This is a genomic window from Pseudomonas sp. YuFO8 (assembly GCF_035065025.1).
In the GTDB taxonomy this organism is placed as follows: Bacteria; Pseudomonadota; Gammaproteobacteria; order Pseudomonadales; family Pseudomonadaceae; genus Aquipseudomonas; species Aquipseudomonas putida_AE.
Genome location: NZ_JAXDEQ010000030.1, coordinates 1 through 18,772 on the forward strand (window position 1 = coordinate 1; position 18,772 = coordinate 18,772).

The 18,772-nt window shown below is 61.0% G+C and carries 16 protein-coding genes; 6 read left to right on the forward strand and 10 right to left on the reverse strand.

Annotated features, from left to right (window positions below; translation table 11 throughout):
* The first annotated feature begins 285 nt into the window (after positions 1–285).
* Genes SOP95_RS22685 through SOP95_RS22710 form a run of 6 tightly spaced genes read left to right on the forward strand, consistent with a single transcriptional unit; the run spans position 286 to position 6,239 of the window.
* Positions 286–1,380: an ABC transporter ATP-binding protein gene (locus tag SOP95_RS22685; RefSeq protein WP_274074746.1), complete on the forward strand. Its 1,095-nt coding sequence runs from the start codon at positions 286–288 to the stop codon at positions 1,378–1,380.
* The gene (locus SOP95_RS22690) at positions 1,380–2,495 is read left to right on the forward strand and encodes an ABC transporter ATP-binding protein (protein ID WP_323608394.1); all 1,116 of its coding nucleotides are present in this window, start codon (positions 1,380–1,382) and stop codon (positions 2,493–2,495) included. The genes SOP95_RS22685 and SOP95_RS22690 overlap by 1 nt, the downstream gene beginning before the upstream one ends.
* Positions 2,492–3,358, forward strand: coding sequence for a carbohydrate ABC transporter permease (locus SOP95_RS22695; protein ID WP_020801179.1), 867 nt, complete (start codon positions 2,492–2,494; stop codon positions 3,356–3,358). The genes SOP95_RS22690 and SOP95_RS22695 overlap by 4 nt, the downstream gene beginning before the upstream one ends.
* Before the next feature lie 7 nt (positions 3,359–3,365).
* Positions 3,366–4,166: a carbohydrate ABC transporter permease gene (locus tag SOP95_RS22700; protein WP_274074748.1), complete on the forward strand. Its 801-nt coding sequence runs from the start codon at positions 3,366–3,368 to the stop codon at positions 4,164–4,166.
* A 10-nt stretch (positions 4,167–4,176) separates the two neighbouring features.
* A complete protein-coding gene (locus SOP95_RS22705) occupies positions 4,177–4,449 on the forward strand; it encodes a DUF2160 domain-containing protein (RefSeq protein WP_274074749.1) in 273 nt (90 codons plus the stop codon).
* A 47-nt stretch (positions 4,450–4,496) separates the two neighbouring features.
* Positions 4,497–6,239, forward strand: coding sequence for an ABC transporter substrate-binding protein (locus SOP95_RS22710; RefSeq protein WP_274074750.1), 1,743 nt, complete (start codon positions 4,497–4,499; stop codon positions 6,237–6,239).
* 551 nt (positions 6,240–6,790) lie between these two features.
* Here the strand turns inward: SOP95_RS22710 and nuoN are convergent.
* The 10 genes from nuoN to nuoE form a co-directional block, all read right to left on the reverse strand.
* Positions 6,791–8,254 (reverse strand): NADH-quinone oxidoreductase subunit NuoN, encoded by a 1,464-nt coding sequence (gene nuoN / locus SOP95_RS22715; protein ID WP_274074751.1) that lies wholly within the window; start codon positions 8,252–8,254, stop codon positions 6,791–6,793.
* Between the two features lie 7 nt (positions 8,255–8,261).
* Complete coding sequence (gene nuoM, locus SOP95_RS22720; RefSeq protein WP_274074752.1) at positions 8,262–9,794, reverse strand: NADH-quinone oxidoreductase subunit M; 1,533 nt, start codon at positions 9,792–9,794, stop codon at positions 8,262–8,264.
* 39 nt (positions 9,795–9,833) lie between these two features.
* Positions 9,834–11,687 carry an NADH-quinone oxidoreductase subunit L gene (nuoL, locus tag SOP95_RS22725; RefSeq protein WP_274074753.1) on the reverse strand — a complete coding sequence of 618 codons (1,854 nt, stop codon included), beginning with the start codon at positions 11,685–11,687 and terminating at the stop codon, positions 9,834–9,836.
* The gene (nuoK, locus tag SOP95_RS22730) at positions 11,684–11,992 is read right to left on the reverse strand and encodes an NADH-quinone oxidoreductase subunit NuoK (RefSeq protein WP_007946416.1); all 309 of its coding nucleotides are present in this window, start codon (positions 11,990–11,992) and stop codon (positions 11,684–11,686) included. The genes nuoL and nuoK overlap by 4 nt, the downstream gene beginning before the upstream one ends.
* Positions 11,993–11,994: 2 nt before the next feature.
* Positions 11,995–12,498 (reverse strand): NADH-quinone oxidoreductase subunit J, encoded by a 504-nt coding sequence (nuoJ, locus tag SOP95_RS22735; protein ID WP_274074754.1) that lies wholly within the window; start codon positions 12,496–12,498, stop codon positions 11,995–11,997.
* Positions 12,499–12,507: 9 nt separating this feature from the next.
* Complete coding sequence (nuoI, locus tag SOP95_RS22740; protein ID WP_007970449.1) at positions 12,508–13,053, reverse strand: NADH-quinone oxidoreductase subunit NuoI; 546 nt, start codon at positions 13,051–13,053, stop codon at positions 12,508–12,510.
* A gap of 12 nt (positions 13,054–13,065) precedes the next feature.
* The gene (nuoH, locus tag SOP95_RS22745) at positions 13,066–14,073 is read right to left on the reverse strand and encodes an NADH-quinone oxidoreductase subunit NuoH (protein WP_274074755.1); all 1,008 of its coding nucleotides are present in this window, start codon (positions 14,071–14,073) and stop codon (positions 13,066–13,068) included.
* Positions 14,070–16,784: an NADH-quinone oxidoreductase subunit NuoG gene (gene nuoG, locus SOP95_RS22750; protein WP_323608399.1), complete on the reverse strand. Its 2,715-nt coding sequence runs from the start codon at positions 16,782–16,784 to the stop codon at positions 14,070–14,072. Before nuoG ends, nuoH begins: the two co-directional genes overlap by 4 nt.
* A 137-nt stretch (positions 16,785–16,921) precedes the next feature.
* A complete protein-coding gene (gene nuoF / locus SOP95_RS22755; RefSeq protein WP_034146908.1) occupies positions 16,922–18,277 on the reverse strand; it encodes an NADH-quinone oxidoreductase subunit NuoF in 1,356 nt (451 codons plus the stop codon).
* Positions 18,274–18,771 (reverse strand): NADH-quinone oxidoreductase subunit NuoE, encoded by a 498-nt coding sequence (gene nuoE, locus SOP95_RS22760; RefSeq protein ID WP_008053447.1) that lies wholly within the window; start codon positions 18,769–18,771, stop codon positions 18,274–18,276. Before nuoE ends, nuoF begins: the two co-directional genes overlap by 4 nt.
* Position 18,772: the final 1 nt, after the last annotated feature.

Below are 18,772 nucleotides of genomic sequence, written 5' to 3' on the forward strand. Positions count from 1 at the left end.
AGGCTGCGATCTTTTGATCTTGAAAAACAAAATCAAAAGATCGCAGCCTGCGGCAGCTCCTACAGGGGTCGTGAACAGTCCATAGAGTGTTGTTCACTATTGTTCATTGTCAATCGGTGAACTGTTCAATTGTTCACTTCAGGTTGTTCATTTCTGTTCAGCTACGAACGCCGGTTCTTCGCGGTTTTATAAAAACTCCAATCCGCTCAATGGCTTGAAATTTTTGGCACGAAAGTCGCTCTGTCACCCAGGTCGCTTGACTCCAAAAATAAAAAAGGCCGAGCCATGTCGTTAACCCTGGAGCATGTCAGCCGCACCGTCGAGGGCCAGACCTGGATCGACGATGCGTGCCTGCGTTTCGAACCCGGATCCTTCAACGTTCTGCTCGGGCGCACGCTGTCCGGCAAGACCAGCCTCATGCGCCTGATGGCCGGGCTGGACAAGCCCGACACCGGGCGCATCCTGATGAATGGCGTCGATGTCACCCAGCGCCCGGTGCGCCTTCGCAACGTGTCGATGGTGTATCAGCAGTTCATCAATTACCCGACCATGACCGTCTTCGAGAACATCGCCTCGCCGTTGCGCCAGGCCGGTGTCTCCAATGAGCAGATCCAGAGCAAGGTGCTGGAAACAGCGAAGATGCTGCGAATCGAGAAATTCCTGCAGCGTTATCCCCTGGAACTGTCCGGTGGCCAGCAGCAACGCACGGCCATGGCCCGGGCGCTGGTCAAGGATGCCGAACTGATCCTGTTCGATGAGCCGCTGGTCAACCTCGACTACAAATTGCGCGAAGAGCTGCGCCAGGAAATGCGCGAGCTGTTCAAGGCGCGCCACACCATCGCCATCTATGCCACCACCGAGCCCAACGAAGCTTTGGCCCTGGGCGGCACCACCACGATTCTGCATGAGGGCCGGGTAATCCAGAGCGGCCTGTCGTCCGAGGTCTACCACCAGCCGCAGACCGTACTGGCGGCGGAGTTGTTCTCCGAGCCGCCGATCAACCTGATGCCGGGTCGCATTGCCGGCAACGAAGTGAGCTTCGCCAATTTCGTGCACTTCCCGCTCAACGTCGATTTACGCCCGGTGGGCGAGGGCGAGTTCCGCTTTGGCGTGCGCCCCAGCCATATCTCGCTGGTACCGAGCAACGACGACGACCTGGAACTGGCGGTGACCGTCGAAGTCGCGGAAATCAGTGGCTCGGAAACCTTCCTGCACGTGCGCAACGAGCATTTCCTGCTGGTGCTGCACTTGCCCGGCGTTCACGAATACGACGTCGATGCGCCGATCCGCATCTACATCCCGACCCATAAACTGTTCGTGTTCGATGCGCAGGGGCGGCTGGTCCAGGCGCCCGGCCGGCGCGTCGCGAGGGTTGCCTGATGGCCGAAATCCGTTTGCAGAACCTCGCCCACAGCTACACCAGCACGCCGAGCGGTCCCGAGGACTACGCGATCCGCCAGATGGATCACATCTGGGAGCAGGGCGGCGCCTATGCGTTGCTCGGCCCGTCGGGCTGCGGCAAGTCGACCTTGCTCAACATCATTTCCGGCCTGCTCAGCCCGTCCCAGGGACATGTGTTGTTCGATGGCAAGGCGGTCAACAACCTGACCCCGGAAAAGCGCAACATCGCCCAGGTTTTCCAGTTTCCGGTGGTCTACGACACCATGACGGTGTTCGACAACCTGGCCTTTCCGTTGCGTAACCAGGGCATGGCCGAGGCGAAGATTCACACCAAGGTGCAGGAAATTGCCGAAGTCCTCGACCTGCAGAATCTGCTGAGCAAAAAAGCCAGCAACCTCACCGCCGACGAAAAACAGAAGGTTTCCATGGGCCGTGGGCTGGTACGCGATGACGTCTCGGCGATCCTCTTCGACGAGCCGCTGACGGTGATCGACCCGCACTTGAAGTGGAAGCTGCGGCGCAAGCTCAAGCAGATCCACGAGCAGTTCAACATCACCATGGTCTACGTCACCCACGATCAGCTGGAGGCCTCGACCTTCGCCGACAAGATCGCGGTGATGTACGGCGGGCAGATCGTGCAGTTCGGCACGCCGCGGGAACTGTTCGAACGGCCGAGCCACACCTTTGTCGGTTATTTCATCGGCAGTCCGGGAATGAACCTGATCGAAGTCCGGCCGCAACCGGGTGGCGTCGGTTTTGCTTCGACCCATCTGCCCTTGTCCGAGGCCATGCAGAAACGCATCGCCGAATCCACGTGGAAAACCCTGAAAGTCGGCATTCGCCCGGAGTTCATCCATGTATGGGACGAGCCTTTTGATGACGCGCTGAGGGCACAAGTCGTACACGTCGAAGACCTTGGCACCTACAAGATCATGACCCTCAACCTCGACGGCGCGCCGCTGAAAGTGCGCCTGGCCGAAGACAAACCGGTGCCAGAAGGCACGGCGTACATCAGTTTTCCGGCGCAGTGGCTGATGGTCTACGCCGATGATTTCCTGCTCGAAGCCAATGCCAGCCAAGAGGCGCAGCCATGAACAAGGTGCAGAACAACAAGGCCTGGTGGCTGGTGCTGCCGGTGTTCCTGCTGGTGGCGTTCAGTGCGGTGATCCCGATGATGACCGTGGTCAACTACTCGGTGCAGGACATTTTCGACCAGTCCAGCCGCTACTTCGTCGGTGCCGACTGGTACAAACAAGTGCTGCTAGATCCACGCCTGCACGATTCACTGCTGCGCCAGTTCATCTACTCGGCGTGCGTGCTGCTGATCGAAATCCCCCTGGGCATCGCGATTGCCCTGACCATGCCGACCAAGGGGCGCTGGTCGTCGGTGGTGCTGATCATCCTGGCGATCCCATTGCTGATCCCGTGGAACGTGGTCGGCACCATCTGGCAGATCTTCGGCCGGGCCGACATCGGCCTGCTGGGGGCGAGCCTCAAGGCCATGGGCATCAACTACAACTATGCGGCGAACACCATGGACGCCTGGGTCACCGTGCTGGTGATGGACGTCTGGCACTGGACCTCGCTGGTGGCGCTGTTGTGTTTCTCCGGCTTGCGGGCGATTCCGGATGTTTATTACCAGGCGGCGCGGATCGACCGGGCGTCCGCCTGGGCGGTGTTCCGCCATATCCAGCTGCCCAAGCTCAAGAGCGTGCTGTTGATCGCCGTGATGCTGCGCTTCATGGACAGTTTCATGATCTACACCGAGCCGTTCGTACTGACCGGGGGCGGACCGGGCAACGCCACCACCTTCCTCAGCCAGACCCTGACGCAGATGGCGATCGGGCAGTTCGACCTGGGGCCGGCTGCCGCGTTCTCGTTGGTGTACTTCCTGATCATCCTGTTGGTGTCCTGGCTGTTCTATACCGCCATGACTCACTCTGACGCCAACCGCTGAGGCCATCATGAGCATGAGAAAGCTTGTTCCACTGCTGATCTACATCCTGTTCCTGCTGGTGCCGATCTACTGGCTGCTGAACATGTCCTTCAAGAGCAACAGCGAAATCCTCGGCGGCCTGACGCTTTTCCCACAGGATTTCACCTTGGCCAACTACAAGGTGATCTTCACCGATCCGAGCTGGTACACCGGTTACATCAACTCGGCGTACTACGTGAGCCTGAACACCATCATCTCCCTGAGCGTGGCGTTGCCGGCAGCCTATGCGTTCTCGCGCTACCGCTTCCTCGGCGACAAGCACCTGTTCTTCTGGCTGCTGACCAACCGCATGGCGCCGCCGGCGGTGTTCCTGTTGCCGTTCTTCCAGCTGTATTCATCGATCGGTCTGTTCGACACCCACATCGCGGTGGCCCTGGCGCACTGCCTGTTCAACGTGCCACTGGCGGTGTGGATTCTCGAAGGCTTCATGTCGGGCGTGCCCAAGGAAATCGACGAAACCGCCTACATCGACGGCTACAGTTTTCCCAAGTTCTTCGTGAAGATTTTCATCCCGCTGATCGGCTCCGGCATCGGCGTCACGGCGTTTTTCTGCTTCATGTTTTCCTGGGTCGAGCTGCTGCTGGCGCGAACCCTGACTTCGGTGAACGCCAAGCCCATCGCGGCGGTGATGACCCGCACGGTCTCGGCGTCCGGCATCGACTGGGGCGTGCTGGCGGCGGCGGGGGTGTTGACCATCCTGCCGGGCATGCTGGTGATCTGGTTTGTGCGCAACCACGTGGCCAAGGGCTTTGCCCTGGGCCGGGTATGAGGAGCTGATGATGGAATGGATGAGTTGGACCGTCCCGACGGCGGCGTTCTTCACTGTCATTGCCTTGATCCTGGTGGGCATGACCACCTGGGAGTTGCGTTCGCCGAGCATCCTTCGGCGAGGTTTTTTGCCGATTGCCACCACCCGTGGCGATCGGTTGTTCATCGGTCTTCTCGGCAGCGCCTACCTGCATCTGCTGGTAATCGGCGTGACCGACTGGAGCATCTGGGTCGCCTTCGCGATGTCCCTGGTGTGGCTGTTGGCTGTGATGCGGTGGGGCTAGTCGAATCGCTCGGCAATGTTGCTCCGAAACTTAAACAGGAGGTCTCTATGTTCGACAAAAACAATAAGCTGCGACATAGCATTTCATTGGCAGCCATGCTGGCACTCAGCGGTTTGAGCGCGTCTGCCTGGGCCGATGCCTATGAAGACGCCGCGAAGAAATGGATTGGCAGTGAATTCAAGCCGTCCACCCTGACGGCCGATCAGCAACTCGAAGAGCTGAAGTGGTTCATCAAGGCGGCGGAGCCGTTTCGCGGGATGAACATCAAGGTGGTATCGGAAACCATCGCCACCCACGAATACGAGTCCAAGGTGCTGGCCAAGGCCTTCACCGAAATCACCGGGATCAAGCTGACCCACGACCTGCTACAGGAAGGCGACGTGGTGGAAAAGCTGCAGACCCAGATGCAATCGGACAAGAACATCTATGACGGCTGGGTCAACGACTCGGACCTGATCGGCACGCATTTCCGTTACGGCAAGACCGAATCGATCACCGACCTGATGGCCAACGAGGGCAAGAACTTCACCTCGCCGACCCTCGATATCAAGGATTTCATCGGCATCTCCTTCACCACCGCGCCGGACGGCAAGATCTATCAATTGCCAGACCAGCAGTTCGCCAACCTGTACTGGTTCCGCGCCGACTGGTTCGAGCGTGCGGACCTCAAGGCCAAATTCAAGGAAAAGTACGGCTACGAGTTGGGCGTTCCGGTGAACTGGTCGGCCTATGAAGACATCGCCAAATTCTTCAGCGAAGACGTCAAGGAAATCGATGGCAAGCGTGTCTACGGGCACATGGACTACGGCAAGAAAGATCCGTCCCTGGGCTGGCGCTTCACCGATGCCTGGTTCTCCATGGCCGGTGGCGGCGACAAGGGCATCCCCAACGGCTTGCCGGTGGACGAGTGGGGCATCCGCGTCGAGGATTGCCACCCGGTCGGCTCCAGCGTGACCCGCGGCGGTGACACCAACGGCCCGGCGGCGGTGTTCGCCACCACCAAATACGTCGACTGGCTGAAGAAGTACGCACCACCGGAAGCGGCGGGCATGACCTTCTCCGAATCAGGCCCCGTGCCGTCCCAAGGCAACATCGCCCAGCAGATCTTCTGGTACACCGCCTTCACCGCCGACATGACCAAGCCGGGCCTGGCGGTGATGAACGCCGACGGCACGCCGAAATGGCGCATGGCACCATCGCCGCGCGGGCCGTATTGGGAAGAGGGTATGAAGCTGGGCTATCAGGACGTGGGTTCCTGGACGTTCATGAAGTCCACGCCTGAGAAACAGAAACTCGCGGCCTGGCTGTACGCGCAGTTCGTGACCTCGAAAACCGTTTCGCTGAAGAAAACCATTGTCGGCCTGACCCCGATCCGCGAGTCGGACATCAACTCACAAGCCATGACCGACCTGGCACCGAAACTCGGCGGCCTGGTGGAGTTCTACCGCAGCCCGGCCCGCGTGCAATGGACCCCGACCGGCACCAACGTGCCGGACTATCCGCGTCTCGCGCAGCTGTGGTGGAGCCACATCGCCGAAGCCGCCAGCGGCGAGAAAACCCCGCAAGAAGCCCTGGACGGCCTGGCCAAGGATCAGGACGCGATCATGTCCCGTCTGGAACGCTCGAAGGCCCAAGCCACCTGCGCGCCGAAAATGAACCCGGAGCGCGATGCGCAATACTGGTTCGATCAGCCGGGTGCACCGAAACCGAAACTGGCGAACGAGAAGCCTCAGGGTGAGACCGTGAGCTATGCCGAGCTGCTGAAATCGTGGGAGGCGGCGCGTAAGTAATATCTGAGCTGTGAAACGTTAACGGCACCGTAAGGTGCCGTTTGCGTTTGTGCCTGTTCCGACGCCATCGCGAGCAAGCTTGCTCCTACAATTGATCGGCGGTGTTCGCGATTAGTGTGTCCACAGAAGATCCCCTGTGGGAGCGAGCTTGCTCGCGATGAGGCCATCCCAGTCACCAAACTTCATCAGCCGAACAAACATTTGACAGCAGGACGGAAGTCTCAGATTTGAGTACCTTCGAAGTCATCAAGCATGTCATCAGTTCCTAAACGTCGGTTACCGGGTTTTCTTTCTGGATAGCTGGTCTTCAAATTTAACGGCAAATGCCTCCTGTTGAATGTCAGCTACTGCGTACCGCCCTGCAGGTAACTTCCTGAAAAAAGAGAGGGTAATAAAGATCATAAGATCGCAGCCTGCGGCAGCTCCTACCTTGAAATGCGATCCACCTGTAGGAGCTGCCGAAGGCTGCGATCTTTGATCTTGAAACTCCAAACGCAAAAACGGCACCCGAAGGTGCCGTTTCTGTTTTCTACCGCATAAAGCTTAAGCGATCAACCCGCCAGCCCCGATTGCTGTACCAGGCTCAACAACGGCTGTGGATACAGGCCGAGGAAGAACGCCAGTACCGCGATGGCCAGCAGCATCACGCCGCCTGCGCGTTGTTCCCAGTGCAGCTGGGCATCGTGGCGACGCAGGTTCGGTTCGATCAGGTACAGGGTGACCATGACGCGCAGGTAGTAGAACACGCCGATGGCGCTGCCCAGTACCAGGGAGCCGACCAGCCACCATTGTTGCGACTGCACACCTGTGGCGATGATGTAGAACTTGCCGATGAAGCCCGCGGTCAGCGGGATACCGGCCAGGGACAGCATCATCACGGTCAGTACGGCGGTCAGGTACGGACGGCGCCAGAACAGGCCGCGGTACTCGTACAGGGCATCGGCGTCGCGGCCGTTGTACGGCGAGGACATCAGGGTGATCACGCCGAACGCGCCGAGGCTGGTGATCACGTAGGTGACCAGGTACACGCCGATGGCTTCCACGGCCAGGCCCTTGCTCGCCACCAGGGCGATCAGCAGGTAGCCGAAGTGGGCGATGGACGAGTAACCCAGCAGACGCTTGAGGTTGCTCTGGGTCAGTGCCAGCAGGTTACCGAACAGGATCGACGCGATGGCGATGATGGTCAGTACGTCGCTCAGCACACCGCTGCTCGCTGCTGGCGAGATCTGGAACAGACGCACCATCACCGCGAACACAGCGACTTTCGACGCGGTGGCCAGGAACGCTGCCACCGGTGCCGGAGCACCTTCGTAAACGTCCGGGGTCCAGAGGTGGAACGGTACCAGCGACAACTTGAACGCCAGGCCGATCAGCATCATGCCCAGGCCCAGTTGCGCCAGGGAGCTTGGCAGACCAGTGGCCGCCAGGGCCTGGCCGATGCCGTTGAAGCTCAGGCTGCCAGCGTCGGCGTAGAGCAGGGCCATACCGAACAACAGGAACGCGGAACCGGCAGCCGACAGCACCATGTACTTGATGCCGGCTTCCAGCGAGCGCTTGTTGAAGAAGGCATAGGCCACCAGGCCGTAGACCGGTACCGAGAGCAGTTCCAGGCCGACGAACAAGCCGGCCAGGTGCTGCGCGCTGACCAGTACCAGGCCACCGGCGGCGGCCATCAGGATCAGCAGGTACAGTTCTTCACGGTTGCCCGGGTAACCCGAACCGCCATCGCCGAGGTAGGCGTGGGCGAGGGTGACACAGGCGAGGGTGGCGACCAGGATCAGCGCCATGTACAGGCAGGCGAAGGTGTCGATCTGCAGCAGTGGAGTCACCGCCAGAGGCGCGACTTTCAGGGCTGGCAGGATCGACAGCAGAGCCAGGTTCAGACCTGCCACCGACAGCAGGAAGGTCTGGGAGTGGTTGCGGCGCCAGGCAATCGCCAGCATCACCACGATGATCGTGGCGCTGGTGATCAACAACGGCGCTAGCGCGATAAAGTGTTGAGTCGTGAATTCCATAGCGCTCTTACCGGGCCGAAGCGAGTTGAGTGAAGGCGGTGCCGAGCCACTGCTGCACGCCATGCATCGTCGCGGCAGAGGTATCGAGGAACGGTTGCGGGTACACGCCGATGTAGATCAGCAGTGCTGCCAGGCCGACCACCATGATCATTTCGCGACCGTCCATGCCATGCAGTACCGCGTCCGATTTGGCCGGGCCGAAGTAGGCACGGTGGATCATGATCAGCGAGTAGACCGAACCGAACACCAGGCCGGTGGTGGCGATGATGGTCACCCATGGAGCGATCGGGAAAGTACCGATCAGGATCAGGAACTCACCGACGAAGTTACCGGTACCCGGCAGGCCTAGGGACGCCGCTGCAAAGAACAGGCTGAGGGCTGGCAGGTAGGCGATCTTCGACCACAGACCACCCATTTCACGCATGTCGCGGGTGTGGGTGCGCTCGTACAGCTGGCCGCTGAGGATAAAGAGTGCCGCCGCCGACAGGCCGTGCGCCAGCATCTGCATCACCGCGCCCTGCAGCGCCAGTTGGCTGCCGGAGTAGATGCCGATCAGTACGAAGCCCATGTGGGAAACGGACGAGAAGGCGATCAGACGCTTGATGTCGGTTTGCGCGAACGCCAGGAACGCACCGTAGAAGATCCCGATCAGGCCCAGGGCCATTGCAAACGGCGCGAACTCGGCCGAGGCATTCGGGAACAGCGGCAGGGCGAAACGCAGCAGGCCGTAGGCCGCGGTTTTCAGCAAGATACCGGCGAGGTCGACGGAACCTGCGGTCGGCGCCTGGGCGTGAGCGTCAGGCAACCAGGAGTGGAACGGCACGACTGGCAGCTTGACCGCGAAGGCGATGAAGAAGCCGAGCATCAGGATGTACTCGGTGGTCATCGACATCTTGGTCTTCAACAGGTCGGCGTAGTTGAAGGTAATCACGCCGGTGTCGTTGAAGTTGACCAGTACCAGACCGAGGATCGCCACCAGCATGATCAGGCCGGAAGCCTGAGTGAAGATGAAGAACTTGGTCGCCGCGTAGATCCGGGTTTTCTTGCCATCCGAAGAACTGTGACCCCAGAGCGCGATGAGGAAGTACATCGGCACCAGCATCATTTCCCAGAAGAAGAAGAACATGAACAGGTCGAGGGCGAGGAACACGCCGACGACACCGCCCAGGATCCACATCAGGTTCAGGTGGAAGAAGCCCACGTGACGCTGGATTTCTTTCCACGAGCAGAGTACCGAGAGCACACCCAGCAGACCGGTCAGCATGATCATCAACAGCGACAGGCCGTCGAGGGCCAGGTGCACGTTGATGCCGAAGCGTTCGATCCAGACGTGCTTGAACTCAAGCGCCCAGGTCGGGTCGGCGCCAGGCGCCGGGGCAAATGAATAATCACCGTTGGCCCACAGCCAGAGGCCGAGAGCGAGCAACAGGGACATGGTGATCAGCGCAATCCAGCGGGGGAGGGTGGCGCCGAAGCGCTCACCCATCCAGCACAGCAGGCCGCCGATGAAGGGAATCAGGATTAGCCAAGGCAGAATCATGACGGGTTCGTTTCCTTTCGCAAATTCGCAAGGTTCATATCAGACCGCTACCAGCACGACAGCGCCGATGACCAGCACGGCACCAGCAGCCATCGAGGCGGCGTACCAACGCAGTTGACCGGTCTCGGTACGGCTCAGGGCGGTGTGACCGCCTTTGGCCATGCGCGGGATCAGACCGATGGTCTGGTCGAGCGGGTCTTTGCGCAGGATGTGGCTGATCGCCAGGTATGGCTTGACGAACAGTTTGTCGTAGATCCAGTCGAAGCCCCAGGCAGCGAACCACCAGGCCGAGAGGAAACGGCCGATGCCGCTGTTGGCGATGGCGGTGACGAAGCGACGCTTGCCGAGGAACAGCAAGGCTGCCAGCAGGATACCGGCCAGGGCGATGGCGCCCGAAGCGATTTCCAGGCTGTGCTTGGCTTCGCCGCCGGCATGGCCGACGCTTTGCGGCAGCACGCCGTGCAGTGGCGGAACGATCATCGCGCCGATGGCGGTGGACAATACGATCAGCACCGACAGTGGCAGCCAGTGGGCAATGCCGTGACCGGCGTGGGCTTCGGTCTTCGCTTCACCGTGAAACGCGATGAAGATCAGGCGGAAGGTGTACAGCGAGGTCATGAACGCACCGACCAGACCGGCATACAGCAGGCCTTCGTTACCGCTGGCAAACGCTTCCCAGAGGATTTCGTCCTTGGAGTAGAAGCCTGCGGTCACCAGTGGCAGGGCCGCCAGGGCCGCGCCGCCGACGATGAAGCTGGCGTAGGCCAGAGGCAGTTTCTTCCACAGGCCGCCCATCTTGAAGATGTTCTGCTCGTGGTGGCAGGCAACGATCACCGCACCGGAGGCAAGGAACAGCAGGGCCTTGAAGAAGGCGTGGGTCATCAGGTGGAAGATCGCGCCATCCCAGGCACCCACGCCCAGGGCCAGGAACATGTAGCCGATCTGGCTCATGGTCGAGTAGGCGAGGATACGCTTGATGTCGGTCTGGACCAGGGCGGCGAAACCTGCAAGCACCAGGGTCACACCACCAACGATACCTACAAGATGCAGGATTTCCGGCGCCAGGGTGAACAGGCCGTGGGTACGGGCGATCAGGTAGACACCGGCGGTCACCATGGTTGCGGCGTGGATCAGTGCCGAAACCGGGGTAGGACCGGCCATCGCGTCCGCCAGCCAGGTTTGCAGCGGCAGTTGCGCGGATTTACCGACAGCGCCGCCCAGCAGCATCAGGGTGGCCATGACCATCCAGAAGTCGCCGGCCTGGAATTTCTGCGGTGCCAGCACCAGCAGTTCCTGGACATTCAGCGTGCCCAGTTGGGCAAACAGGATGAACAGGCCGATGGCCATGAACACGTCGCCGATACGGGTGACGATGAACGCCTTGAGTGCCGCGTTACCGTTGTTGCGGTTGCTGTAGTAGAAACCGATCAACAGGTACGAGCACAGGCCCACGCCTTCCCAGCCGAAGTACAGGAACAACAGGTTATCGCCCAGCACCAGGAACAGCATGCTGGCGATGAACAGGTTGGTGTAGGCGAAGAAGCGCGAGTAACCGGCTTCACCGCGCATGTACCAGGACGCGAACAGGTGGATCAGGAAGCCGACGCCGACAACCACGCCGAGCATGGTTACGGACAGGCCGTCCAGGTACAGCGCGAAGTTCGGCGTGAAACCTTCCACCGCCATCCACTGCCACAACACCTGGGTGTAGTGGCCGCCTTGTGGCGGGGCGACGTTGAATTGCCAGATCACGTAGGCGGTGACGATCGCCGACAGACCGATGGAGCCGACGCCGATCAGCGCGGCGAGGTTTTCCGAGATGCGTCCACGGGAGAACGACAGCAGCAGGAAACCTATGAGAGGGAATACGAAAGTCAGATAGAGAAGATTCATCCGCGCATCTCACTGGCAGCGTCGATATCGAGCGTGTGGAAGCGGCGATACAGTTGCAGCAGGATCGCCAGGCCAATACTGGCCTCGGCGGCTGCCAGGCTGATCACCAGGATGAACATGATCTGTCCATCCGGCTGCGCCCAGCGGCTACCGGCAACGATGAACGCCAGGGCGGAGGCATTCATCATGACCTCCAGGCTCATCAGTACGAAGAGGATGTTGCGGCGGACCATCAGGCCGACCAGGCCGAGGCAGAACAGGATGCCGGCGACCGCCAGACCATGCTCCATGGGGATAGCAGGCATCGTCATTGCTCCTTGGCTTCGTTACGGCCCAAATGGAACGCCGTCACGGCTGCGGCGAGCAGCAGCATCGAGGCGAGTTCGACCACCAGCAGGTAAGGACCGAACAGGCTGATGCCCACGGCCTTGGCGTCTACGGTGGTGTGGCCGACGGCCTGGCCGCTCTGGTGGGCGAACAGCACGTACAGCAGTTCCACCAGCAGCAGGGCGCCGAGTACGACCGGGCCGAGCCAGATGCCGGGCTTGAGCCAGACGCGCTCCTGCTGAACCGAGGCGGGCCCCAGGTTCAGCATCATCACCACGAACACGAACAGCACCATGATGGCGCCAGCGTAGGCGATCACTTCCAGGACACCGGCAAACGGTGCGCCGAGGGCGAAGAACGTCATGGCCACGGCGATCAGCGAAATGATCAGGTAGAGCAGGGCGTGCACAGGGTTGGTGTTGGTGATCACGCGGAGCGTGGACACCACAGCGATACCCGATGCGAAATAGAAAGCGAATTCCATCTTTCTTCCTTAAGGCAGCAAGCTCTTCACGTTGATCGGTTCGGCTTCATTCTGCGCGGAGCCTTTTGGCTTACCGGCAATCGCCATACCTGCAACACGATAGAAGTTGTAATCAGGGTTTTTGCCGGGGCCGGAGATCAGCAGATCTTCTTTCTCGTAAACCAGGTCCTGACGTTTGAACTCGGCCATTTCGAAGTCCGGCGTGAGCTGGATCGCGGTGGTCGGGCAGGCTTCCTCGCAGAGGCCACAGAAAATGCAGCGCGAGAAGTTGATGCGGAAGAAGTCCGGGTACCAGCGACCGTCTTCGGTTTCAGCTTTCTGCAGCGAGATGCAACCGACCGGGCACGCCACGGCGCACAGGTTGCAGGCTACACAACGCTCTTCGCCGTCGGGGTCGCGGGTCAGGACGATACGTCCACGGTAGCGCGGCGGCAGGTAGACCGGTTCTTCCGGGTACTGCAGCGTGTCGCGCTTGCGGAAGGCGTGGCCGAAGATCATCACCAGGCTGCGAAGCTGGGTGTAGAAGCCATGCACGATGTCAAATATGTACTTCATGATTCTCTATCCTCACTGAGCCGCGACGGCGGGCGTGTTGAGCAACACGATCGCAGCGGTCACCAGCATGTTGACGAGGGTCAGCGGCAAGCAGAACTTCCAGCTGAAATCCATCACTTGGTCATACCGTGGGCGCGGAATCGAAGCGCGCAGCAGGATGAAGATCATGATGAAGAACGCGGTTTTCAGTGCGAACCAGATGAACGGGATCTGCGGCAGGATGCCGAACGGACCGTGCCAGCCACCGAAGAACAAGGTCACCAGCAGCGCCGAAATCAACACGATGCCGATGTACTCGCCGACGAAGAACATGCCCCATTTCATGCCGGCGTATTCAATGTGGTAACCGTCGGCCAGTTCCTGTTCCGCTTCCGGCTGGTCGAACGGGTGACGGTGAGTCACGGCCACGCCAGCGATGAAGAAGGTCAGGAAACCGAAGATCTGCGGAATGATGAACCACAGGTTCTGCGCCTGGTAGTCGACGATGTCGCGCATGTTGAACGAGCCGACCTGGATCACGATGCCCATCAGCGACAGGCCCATGAACACTTCGTACGACACGGTCTGCGCCGAGGCACGCAAGCTGCCCAGCAGGGCGAACTTGTTGTTGCTCGACCAACCGGCGAACAACACCGCGTAGACCGACAAACCGGCCATGGCGAAGAAGAACAGGATGCCGATGTTCAGGTCCGCCACGCCCCAGGTCGGGGTGATCGGGATGATCGCGAAGGCAATCAGCAGGGCGCTCATGGCGACTACCGGTGCCAGGGTGAAGATCATCTTGTCGGCGAACGGAGGCGTCCAGTCTTCCTTGAAGAACATCTTGATCATGTCGGCGGCGATCTGGAACGCGCCGAACGGACCCACACGGTTCGGACCGTAACGGTCCTGCCAGAGGGCGAGCAGACGACGCTCGACCCAGCTGAGCAGGGCGCCGCAGACCACCACGGCGAGCAGGATCACCACGGCCTTGAGGACCGCGAGGATGATGTCGATCACCTCAGGAGTGAACCAGGTCATTGAGCTGCCTCCTGCAGACCGTCAACGGATTTGCCAAAGATGGCTGGCGGAATGCCGGCGATGCCCGCAGGCAATGCCACCAGACCGGCGCCCAGTTCTTCGTTGATGCGCAGCGGCAGACGCAGGGTCTGGCCAGCCACGTTCAAGCTCAGCAGGGCACCGTCGTTGACACCGAGGCGATCGGCTTCGGACTTGGCCAGGGCAACATAGGCAGCCGGGATGCGTTCCTGGACCGGCGCGGCTTTCGAAGAGTTCTCTTCGCTGCCGAACAGGTGGAAGAACGGCACGACCTGCCAGGTACCTGGAGCCGGGTTGAACGCGCGCGGAACACTGGCGAACCAGTTCAACGAGTCGCCGGTGCTTTCGATCAGGCGGGTGCCCGGGTCGCCAGCACGGATGTGACCACCGACTTCGTCCTGGAACTTGTTCCAGGCCTGCGGCGAGTTCCAGCCCGGAGACCAGGCGAAGGGCACTTGCTGACGCGGTTCGGCGGAACCCGAGTAACCTTCCATGGAGAAGGCGAACGCGGTGTCCTTGTCCTGCGGGGTACGCGGTTCGTGCACGCTGATGTCGGCGCGCATGGCGGTACGACCGGAGTAGCGCAGCGGTTCACGGGCCAGTTTCATGCCCTTGATGCGGAACGCGGCGGACGGTGCGGCATCGACGATGCGGTTCAGGATCGAGGTGCTGGAAGCGACGGCAGCGGTGACGTGGTCCAGTTGGGTCCAGTCGATCGGCTGGTTCAGCAGGGTCGCGCGCAGGGCATGCAGCCAGCGCCAGCCTTCGTGAACCAGGATGCTCGCATCCATGTACTTCGGATCGAAAACCTGGAAGAAACGCTGGGCGCGGCCTTCCTGGCTGACCAGGGTACCGTCGCCTTCAGCAAAGCTGGCGGCTGGCAGGACCAGTTGCGCGCGATCGCTGGTGGCGGTCTTCTGGTGGTCGGCGACGATCAGCACTTTGGTCGCGCTCAGGGCAGCATCGACCTTGGCCTTGTCGGTACGGGTGTACAGATCGTTTTCCAGCACGACGATGGCGTCGGCTTTACCGTCGATGACTGCTTGCAGCGCAGCGTCGACCGACTCGCCACCGAGCATGGCCAGGCCGAGGCTGTTGGCTTCTGGCACGATCAGGCTGATGGAACCGTTCTTCTCGCGCAGCTTCAGGGCTTTGGCGATGTTCGCGGCGGCTTCGATCAGGGCTTTGGAGCCCAGGGAAGTACCGGCGATGATCAGTGGGCGCTTGGCGGCGAGCAGGGCGTCGGCAATGCGCTTGGCCAGTTCGAGGGCTTCAGCGTCCAGGCCTTCAACGGCAGGCGCGCTGGCATCGAGGGCGTGAGCCACGGCGAAACCGATGCGGGCCAGGTCGTCTGGAGCGGCGTGTACGCACTCTTCAGCGATGTCGTCGAGCTTGGTCTCAGCCAGGCTGGCGATGAACAGCGGGTTCAGCGCGTGCTGGCCGATGTTCTTCACCGCGGCGTCGAGCCATGGCTGGACGCGCATGGCGTCGGCCATGTCTTCGGCCTTGCCCTTGACCGATTGACGCAGGGACAGGGCCATGCGCGCAGCAGTCTGGGTCAGGTCTTCGCCGAGGACGAAGATGGCGTCGTGGTCTTCGATGTCGCGCATGTTCGGTACTGGCAACGGGCTGTCTTTGAGCACTTGCAGGACCAGACGGATGCGGTCCAGCTCGGCAGCTTCGATACCCGAGTAGAAGTGCTCGGCACCGACCAGTTCGCGCAACGCGTAGTTGCTTTCGAGGCTGGCGCGTGGCGAACCGATACCGACGATGTTGCGACCGCGCAGCAGGTCGGCGGCTTTATCCAGGGCTTCGTCCAGGCTCAGCTTGGCACCATTGGCCAGCAGCGGCTGACGCGGGCGGTCTTCGCGGTTGACGTAGCCATAGCCGAAACGGCCACGGTCGCACAGGAAGTACTGGTTTACCGAACCGTTGAAACGGTTTTCGATACGACGCAGTTCGCCGTAACGCTCGCCCGGGGAGATGTTGCAACCGCTGGAGCAGCCATGGCAGATGCTCGGCGAGAACTGCATGTCCCACTTACGGTTGTAGCGCTCGGAGTGAGTCTTGTCGGTGAACACACCGGTCGGGCAGACCTCGGTGAGGTTGCCGGAGAACTCGCTTTCGAGGGTGCCGTCTTCAACGCGACCGAAGTACACGTTGTCGTGGGCGCCGAATACGCCGAGGTCGGTGCCGCCGGCGTAGTCCTTATAGAAGCGCACGCAGCGGTAGCAGGCGATGCAGCGGTTCATCTCGTGGGAAATGAACGGGCCCAGTTGCTGGTTCTGGTGGGTACGCTTGGTGAAGCGGTAACGGCGCTCGTTATGGCCGGTCATTACCGTCATGTCTTGCAGGTGGCAGTGACCGCCTTCTTCACAGACCGGGCAGTCGTGAGGGTGGTTGGTCATCAGCCATTCGACAACACTGGCGCGGAAGGCCTTGGATTCTTCATCTTCGATGGAGATCCAGGTGTTGTCGGTGGCAGGGGTCATGCAGGACATGACGATACGACCACGGGTGTCGTTCTCGTCGGTGTACTGCTTGACCGCGCACTGGCGGCAAGCGCCAACGCTGCCAAGGGCAGGGTGCCAGCAGAAATACGGAATATCGAGGCCCAGAGACAGACATGCCTGTAACAGGTTGTCTGCCCCATCGACTTCGAGCGCTTTGCCGTCTACGTGGATAGTGGCCATGGTTCAAAGTTCTTCGTTGGCCCGGTGTCAGCGGGCGTGGCTAATGGAATCTTGTTATCCGCGCGAATCAACACAGCCGGTAAAGGCGTCATCGCACGAAAAGCGAAGGGCACGGACCCTTCGCCTTTTTTAAGCGTTTACGCGCCGACTACGATCGGCCTTGCCAGAGGCGGGACGGCGGCGCTGACAGGCGCGATACCGGCTTCGAACTCATGGCGGAAGTATTTGATTGCGCTGCCCAATGGCTCCACGGCGCCCGGTGCGTGAGCACAGAAGGTCTTGCCTGGGCCGAGGAAGCCGACCAGACCCAGCAGGGTCTCGATGTCGCCTGGCTGGCCTTCACCGTTCTCGATGGCCATCAGGAGCTTGACGCTCCATGGCAGGCCATCGCGGCACGGGGTGCAGAAACCACAGGATTCGCGGGCGAAGAACTGCTCCATGTTGCGCAGCAGGGACACCATGTTGACACTGTCGTCCACCGCCATGGCCAGGCCGGTACCCATACGGGTACCCACCTTGGCGATGCCGCCGGCGTACATTTGTGCGTCCAGGTGTTCCGGCAACAGGAAGCCGGTACCGGCGCCGCCTGGCTGCCAGGCCTTGAGCTTGAAGCCGTCGCGCATGCCGCCGGCGTAGTCTTCGAACAACTCGCGACCGGTGACGCCGAATGGCAGTTCCCACAGGCCCGGGTTCTTGACCTTGCCGGAGAAGCCCATGAGCTTGGTGCCCATGTCTTCGCTGCCTTCGCGGGCCAGGGATTTGTACCAGTCCACGCCGTCGGCAATGATCGCCGGCACGTTGCACAGGGTCTCGACGTTGTTCACGCAGGTCGGCTTGCCCCACACGCCAACGGCGGCAGGGAAGGGCGGCTTGGAGCGCGGGTTGGCGCGACGGCCTTCGAGGGAGTTGATCAGTGCGGTTTCTTCACCGCAGATGTAACGCCCGGCACCGGTGTGGACGAACAGCTCGAAATCAAAACCCGAACCCAGGATGTTCTTGCCCAACAGGCCTGCAGCCTTGGCTTCTTCCACGGCACGGTTGAGGTGCTTGGCGGCGGTGGTGTACTCGCCACGCAGGAAGATGTAGCCACGGTAGGTTTTCAGCGCGCGGGCACTGATCAGCATGCCTTCGATCAGCAGATGGGGCAGTTGCTCCATCAGCATGCGGTCTTTCCAGGTGTTCGGCTCCATTTCATCCGCGTTGCACAGCAGGTAGCGGATGTTGATGGATTCGTCCTTGGGCATCAGGCCCCACTTCACGCCCGTGGGGAAGCCTGCACCGCCGCGGCCCTTGAGGCCTGCGTCTTTCACGGTCTGGACGATGTCGTCCTGGGCCATGTCGGCGAAGGCCTTGCGCGCAGCGGCGTAACCGTTCTTGGCCTGGTACTCGTCGAGCCAGACGGCTTCGCCGTCGTCACGCAGACGCCAGGTGAGCGGGTGAGTCTCGGCCGAACGCTTGATGCGATTGGCTGGACCGAAGGAAGTCAGGGTCATACGTAGCCCTCGAGCAATTTGGCAACGCCTGCTGGCTGCACATCCCCGAAAGTGTCGTCGTCGATCATCAACGCCGGCGCCTTGTCGCAGTTGCCGAGGCAGCAGACCGGCAGCAGGGTGAAACGACCATCGGTGGTGGTCTGACCCAGGCCGATGCCGAGTTTGCTCTGGATTTCGCTGACCACGGATTCATGGCCGCCGATGTAGCAGACCATGCTGTCGCAGACGCGAATGATGTGGCGGCCAACCGGCTGACGGAAGATCTGGCTATAGAACGTCGCCACGCCTTCCACGTCGCTGGCCGGGATGCCGAGGATCTCGCCGATGGCGTACAGGGCGCCATCCGGCACCCAGCCACGTTCCTTCTGGACGATCTTCAAGGCTTCGATCGACGCCGCGCGCGGGTCTTCGTAGTGATGCAACTCGTGCTCGATGGCCGAGCGCTCGGTTTCACTCAAGGTGAAACGGTCTGTCTGGATAAGCGTGCTGTTCATG

Bases quoted from the DNA above. Each gene is read 5' to 3' on its own strand.
- SOP95_RS22685 (WP_274074746.1), top strand. From the start codon at position 286: ATGTCGTTAACCCTGGAGCATGTCAGCCGCACCGTCGAGGGCCAGACC.
- SOP95_RS22690 (WP_323608394.1), top strand. From the start codon at position 1,380: ATGGCCGAAATCCGTTTGCAGAACCTCGCCCACAGCTACACCAGCACG.
- SOP95_RS22695 (WP_020801179.1), top strand. From the start codon at position 2,492: ATGAACAAGGTGCAGAACAACAAGGCCTGGTGGCTGGTGCTGCCGGTG.
- SOP95_RS22700 (WP_274074748.1), top strand. From the start codon at position 3,366: ATGAGCATGAGAAAGCTTGTTCCACTGCTGATCTACATCCTGTTCCTG.
- SOP95_RS22705 (WP_274074749.1), top strand. From the start codon at position 4,177: ATGGAATGGATGAGTTGGACCGTCCCGACGGCGGCGTTCTTCACTGTC.
- SOP95_RS22710 (WP_274074750.1), top strand. From the start codon at position 4,497: ATGTTCGACAAAAACAATAAGCTGCGACATAGCATTTCATTGGCAGCC.
- nuoN (WP_274074751.1), bottom strand. From the start codon at position 8,254: ATGGAATTCACGACTCAACACTTTATCGCGCTAGCGCCGTTGTTGATC.
- nuoM (WP_274074752.1), bottom strand. From the start codon at position 9,794: ATGATTCTGCCTTGGCTAATCCTGATTCCCTTCATCGGCGGCCTGCTG.
- nuoL (WP_274074753.1), bottom strand. From the start codon at position 11,687: ATGAATCTTCTCTATCTGACTTTCGTATTCCCTCTCATAGGTTTCCTG.
- nuoK (WP_007946416.1), bottom strand. From the start codon at position 11,992: ATGCCTGCTATCCCCATGGAGCATGGTCTGGCGGTCGCCGGCATCCTG.
- nuoJ (WP_274074754.1), bottom strand. From the start codon at position 12,498: ATGGAATTCGCTTTCTATTTCGCATCGGGTATCGCTGTGGTGTCCACG.
- nuoI (WP_007970449.1), bottom strand. From the start codon at position 13,053: ATGAAGTACATATTTGACATCGTGCATGGCTTCTACACCCAGCTTCGC.
- nuoH (WP_274074755.1), bottom strand. From the start codon at position 14,073: ATGACCTGGTTCACTCCTGAGGTGATCGACATCATCCTCGCGGTCCTC.
- nuoG (WP_323608399.1), bottom strand. From the start codon at position 16,784: ATGGCCACTATCCACGTAGACGGCAAAGCGCTCGAAGTCGATGGGGCA.
- nuoF (WP_034146908.1), bottom strand. From the start codon at position 18,277: ATGACCCTGACTTCCTTCGGTCCAGCCAATCGCATCAAGCGTTCGGCC.
- nuoE (WP_008053447.1), bottom strand. From the start codon at position 18,771: ATGAACAGCACGCTTATCCAGACAGACCGTTTCACCTTGAGTGAAACC.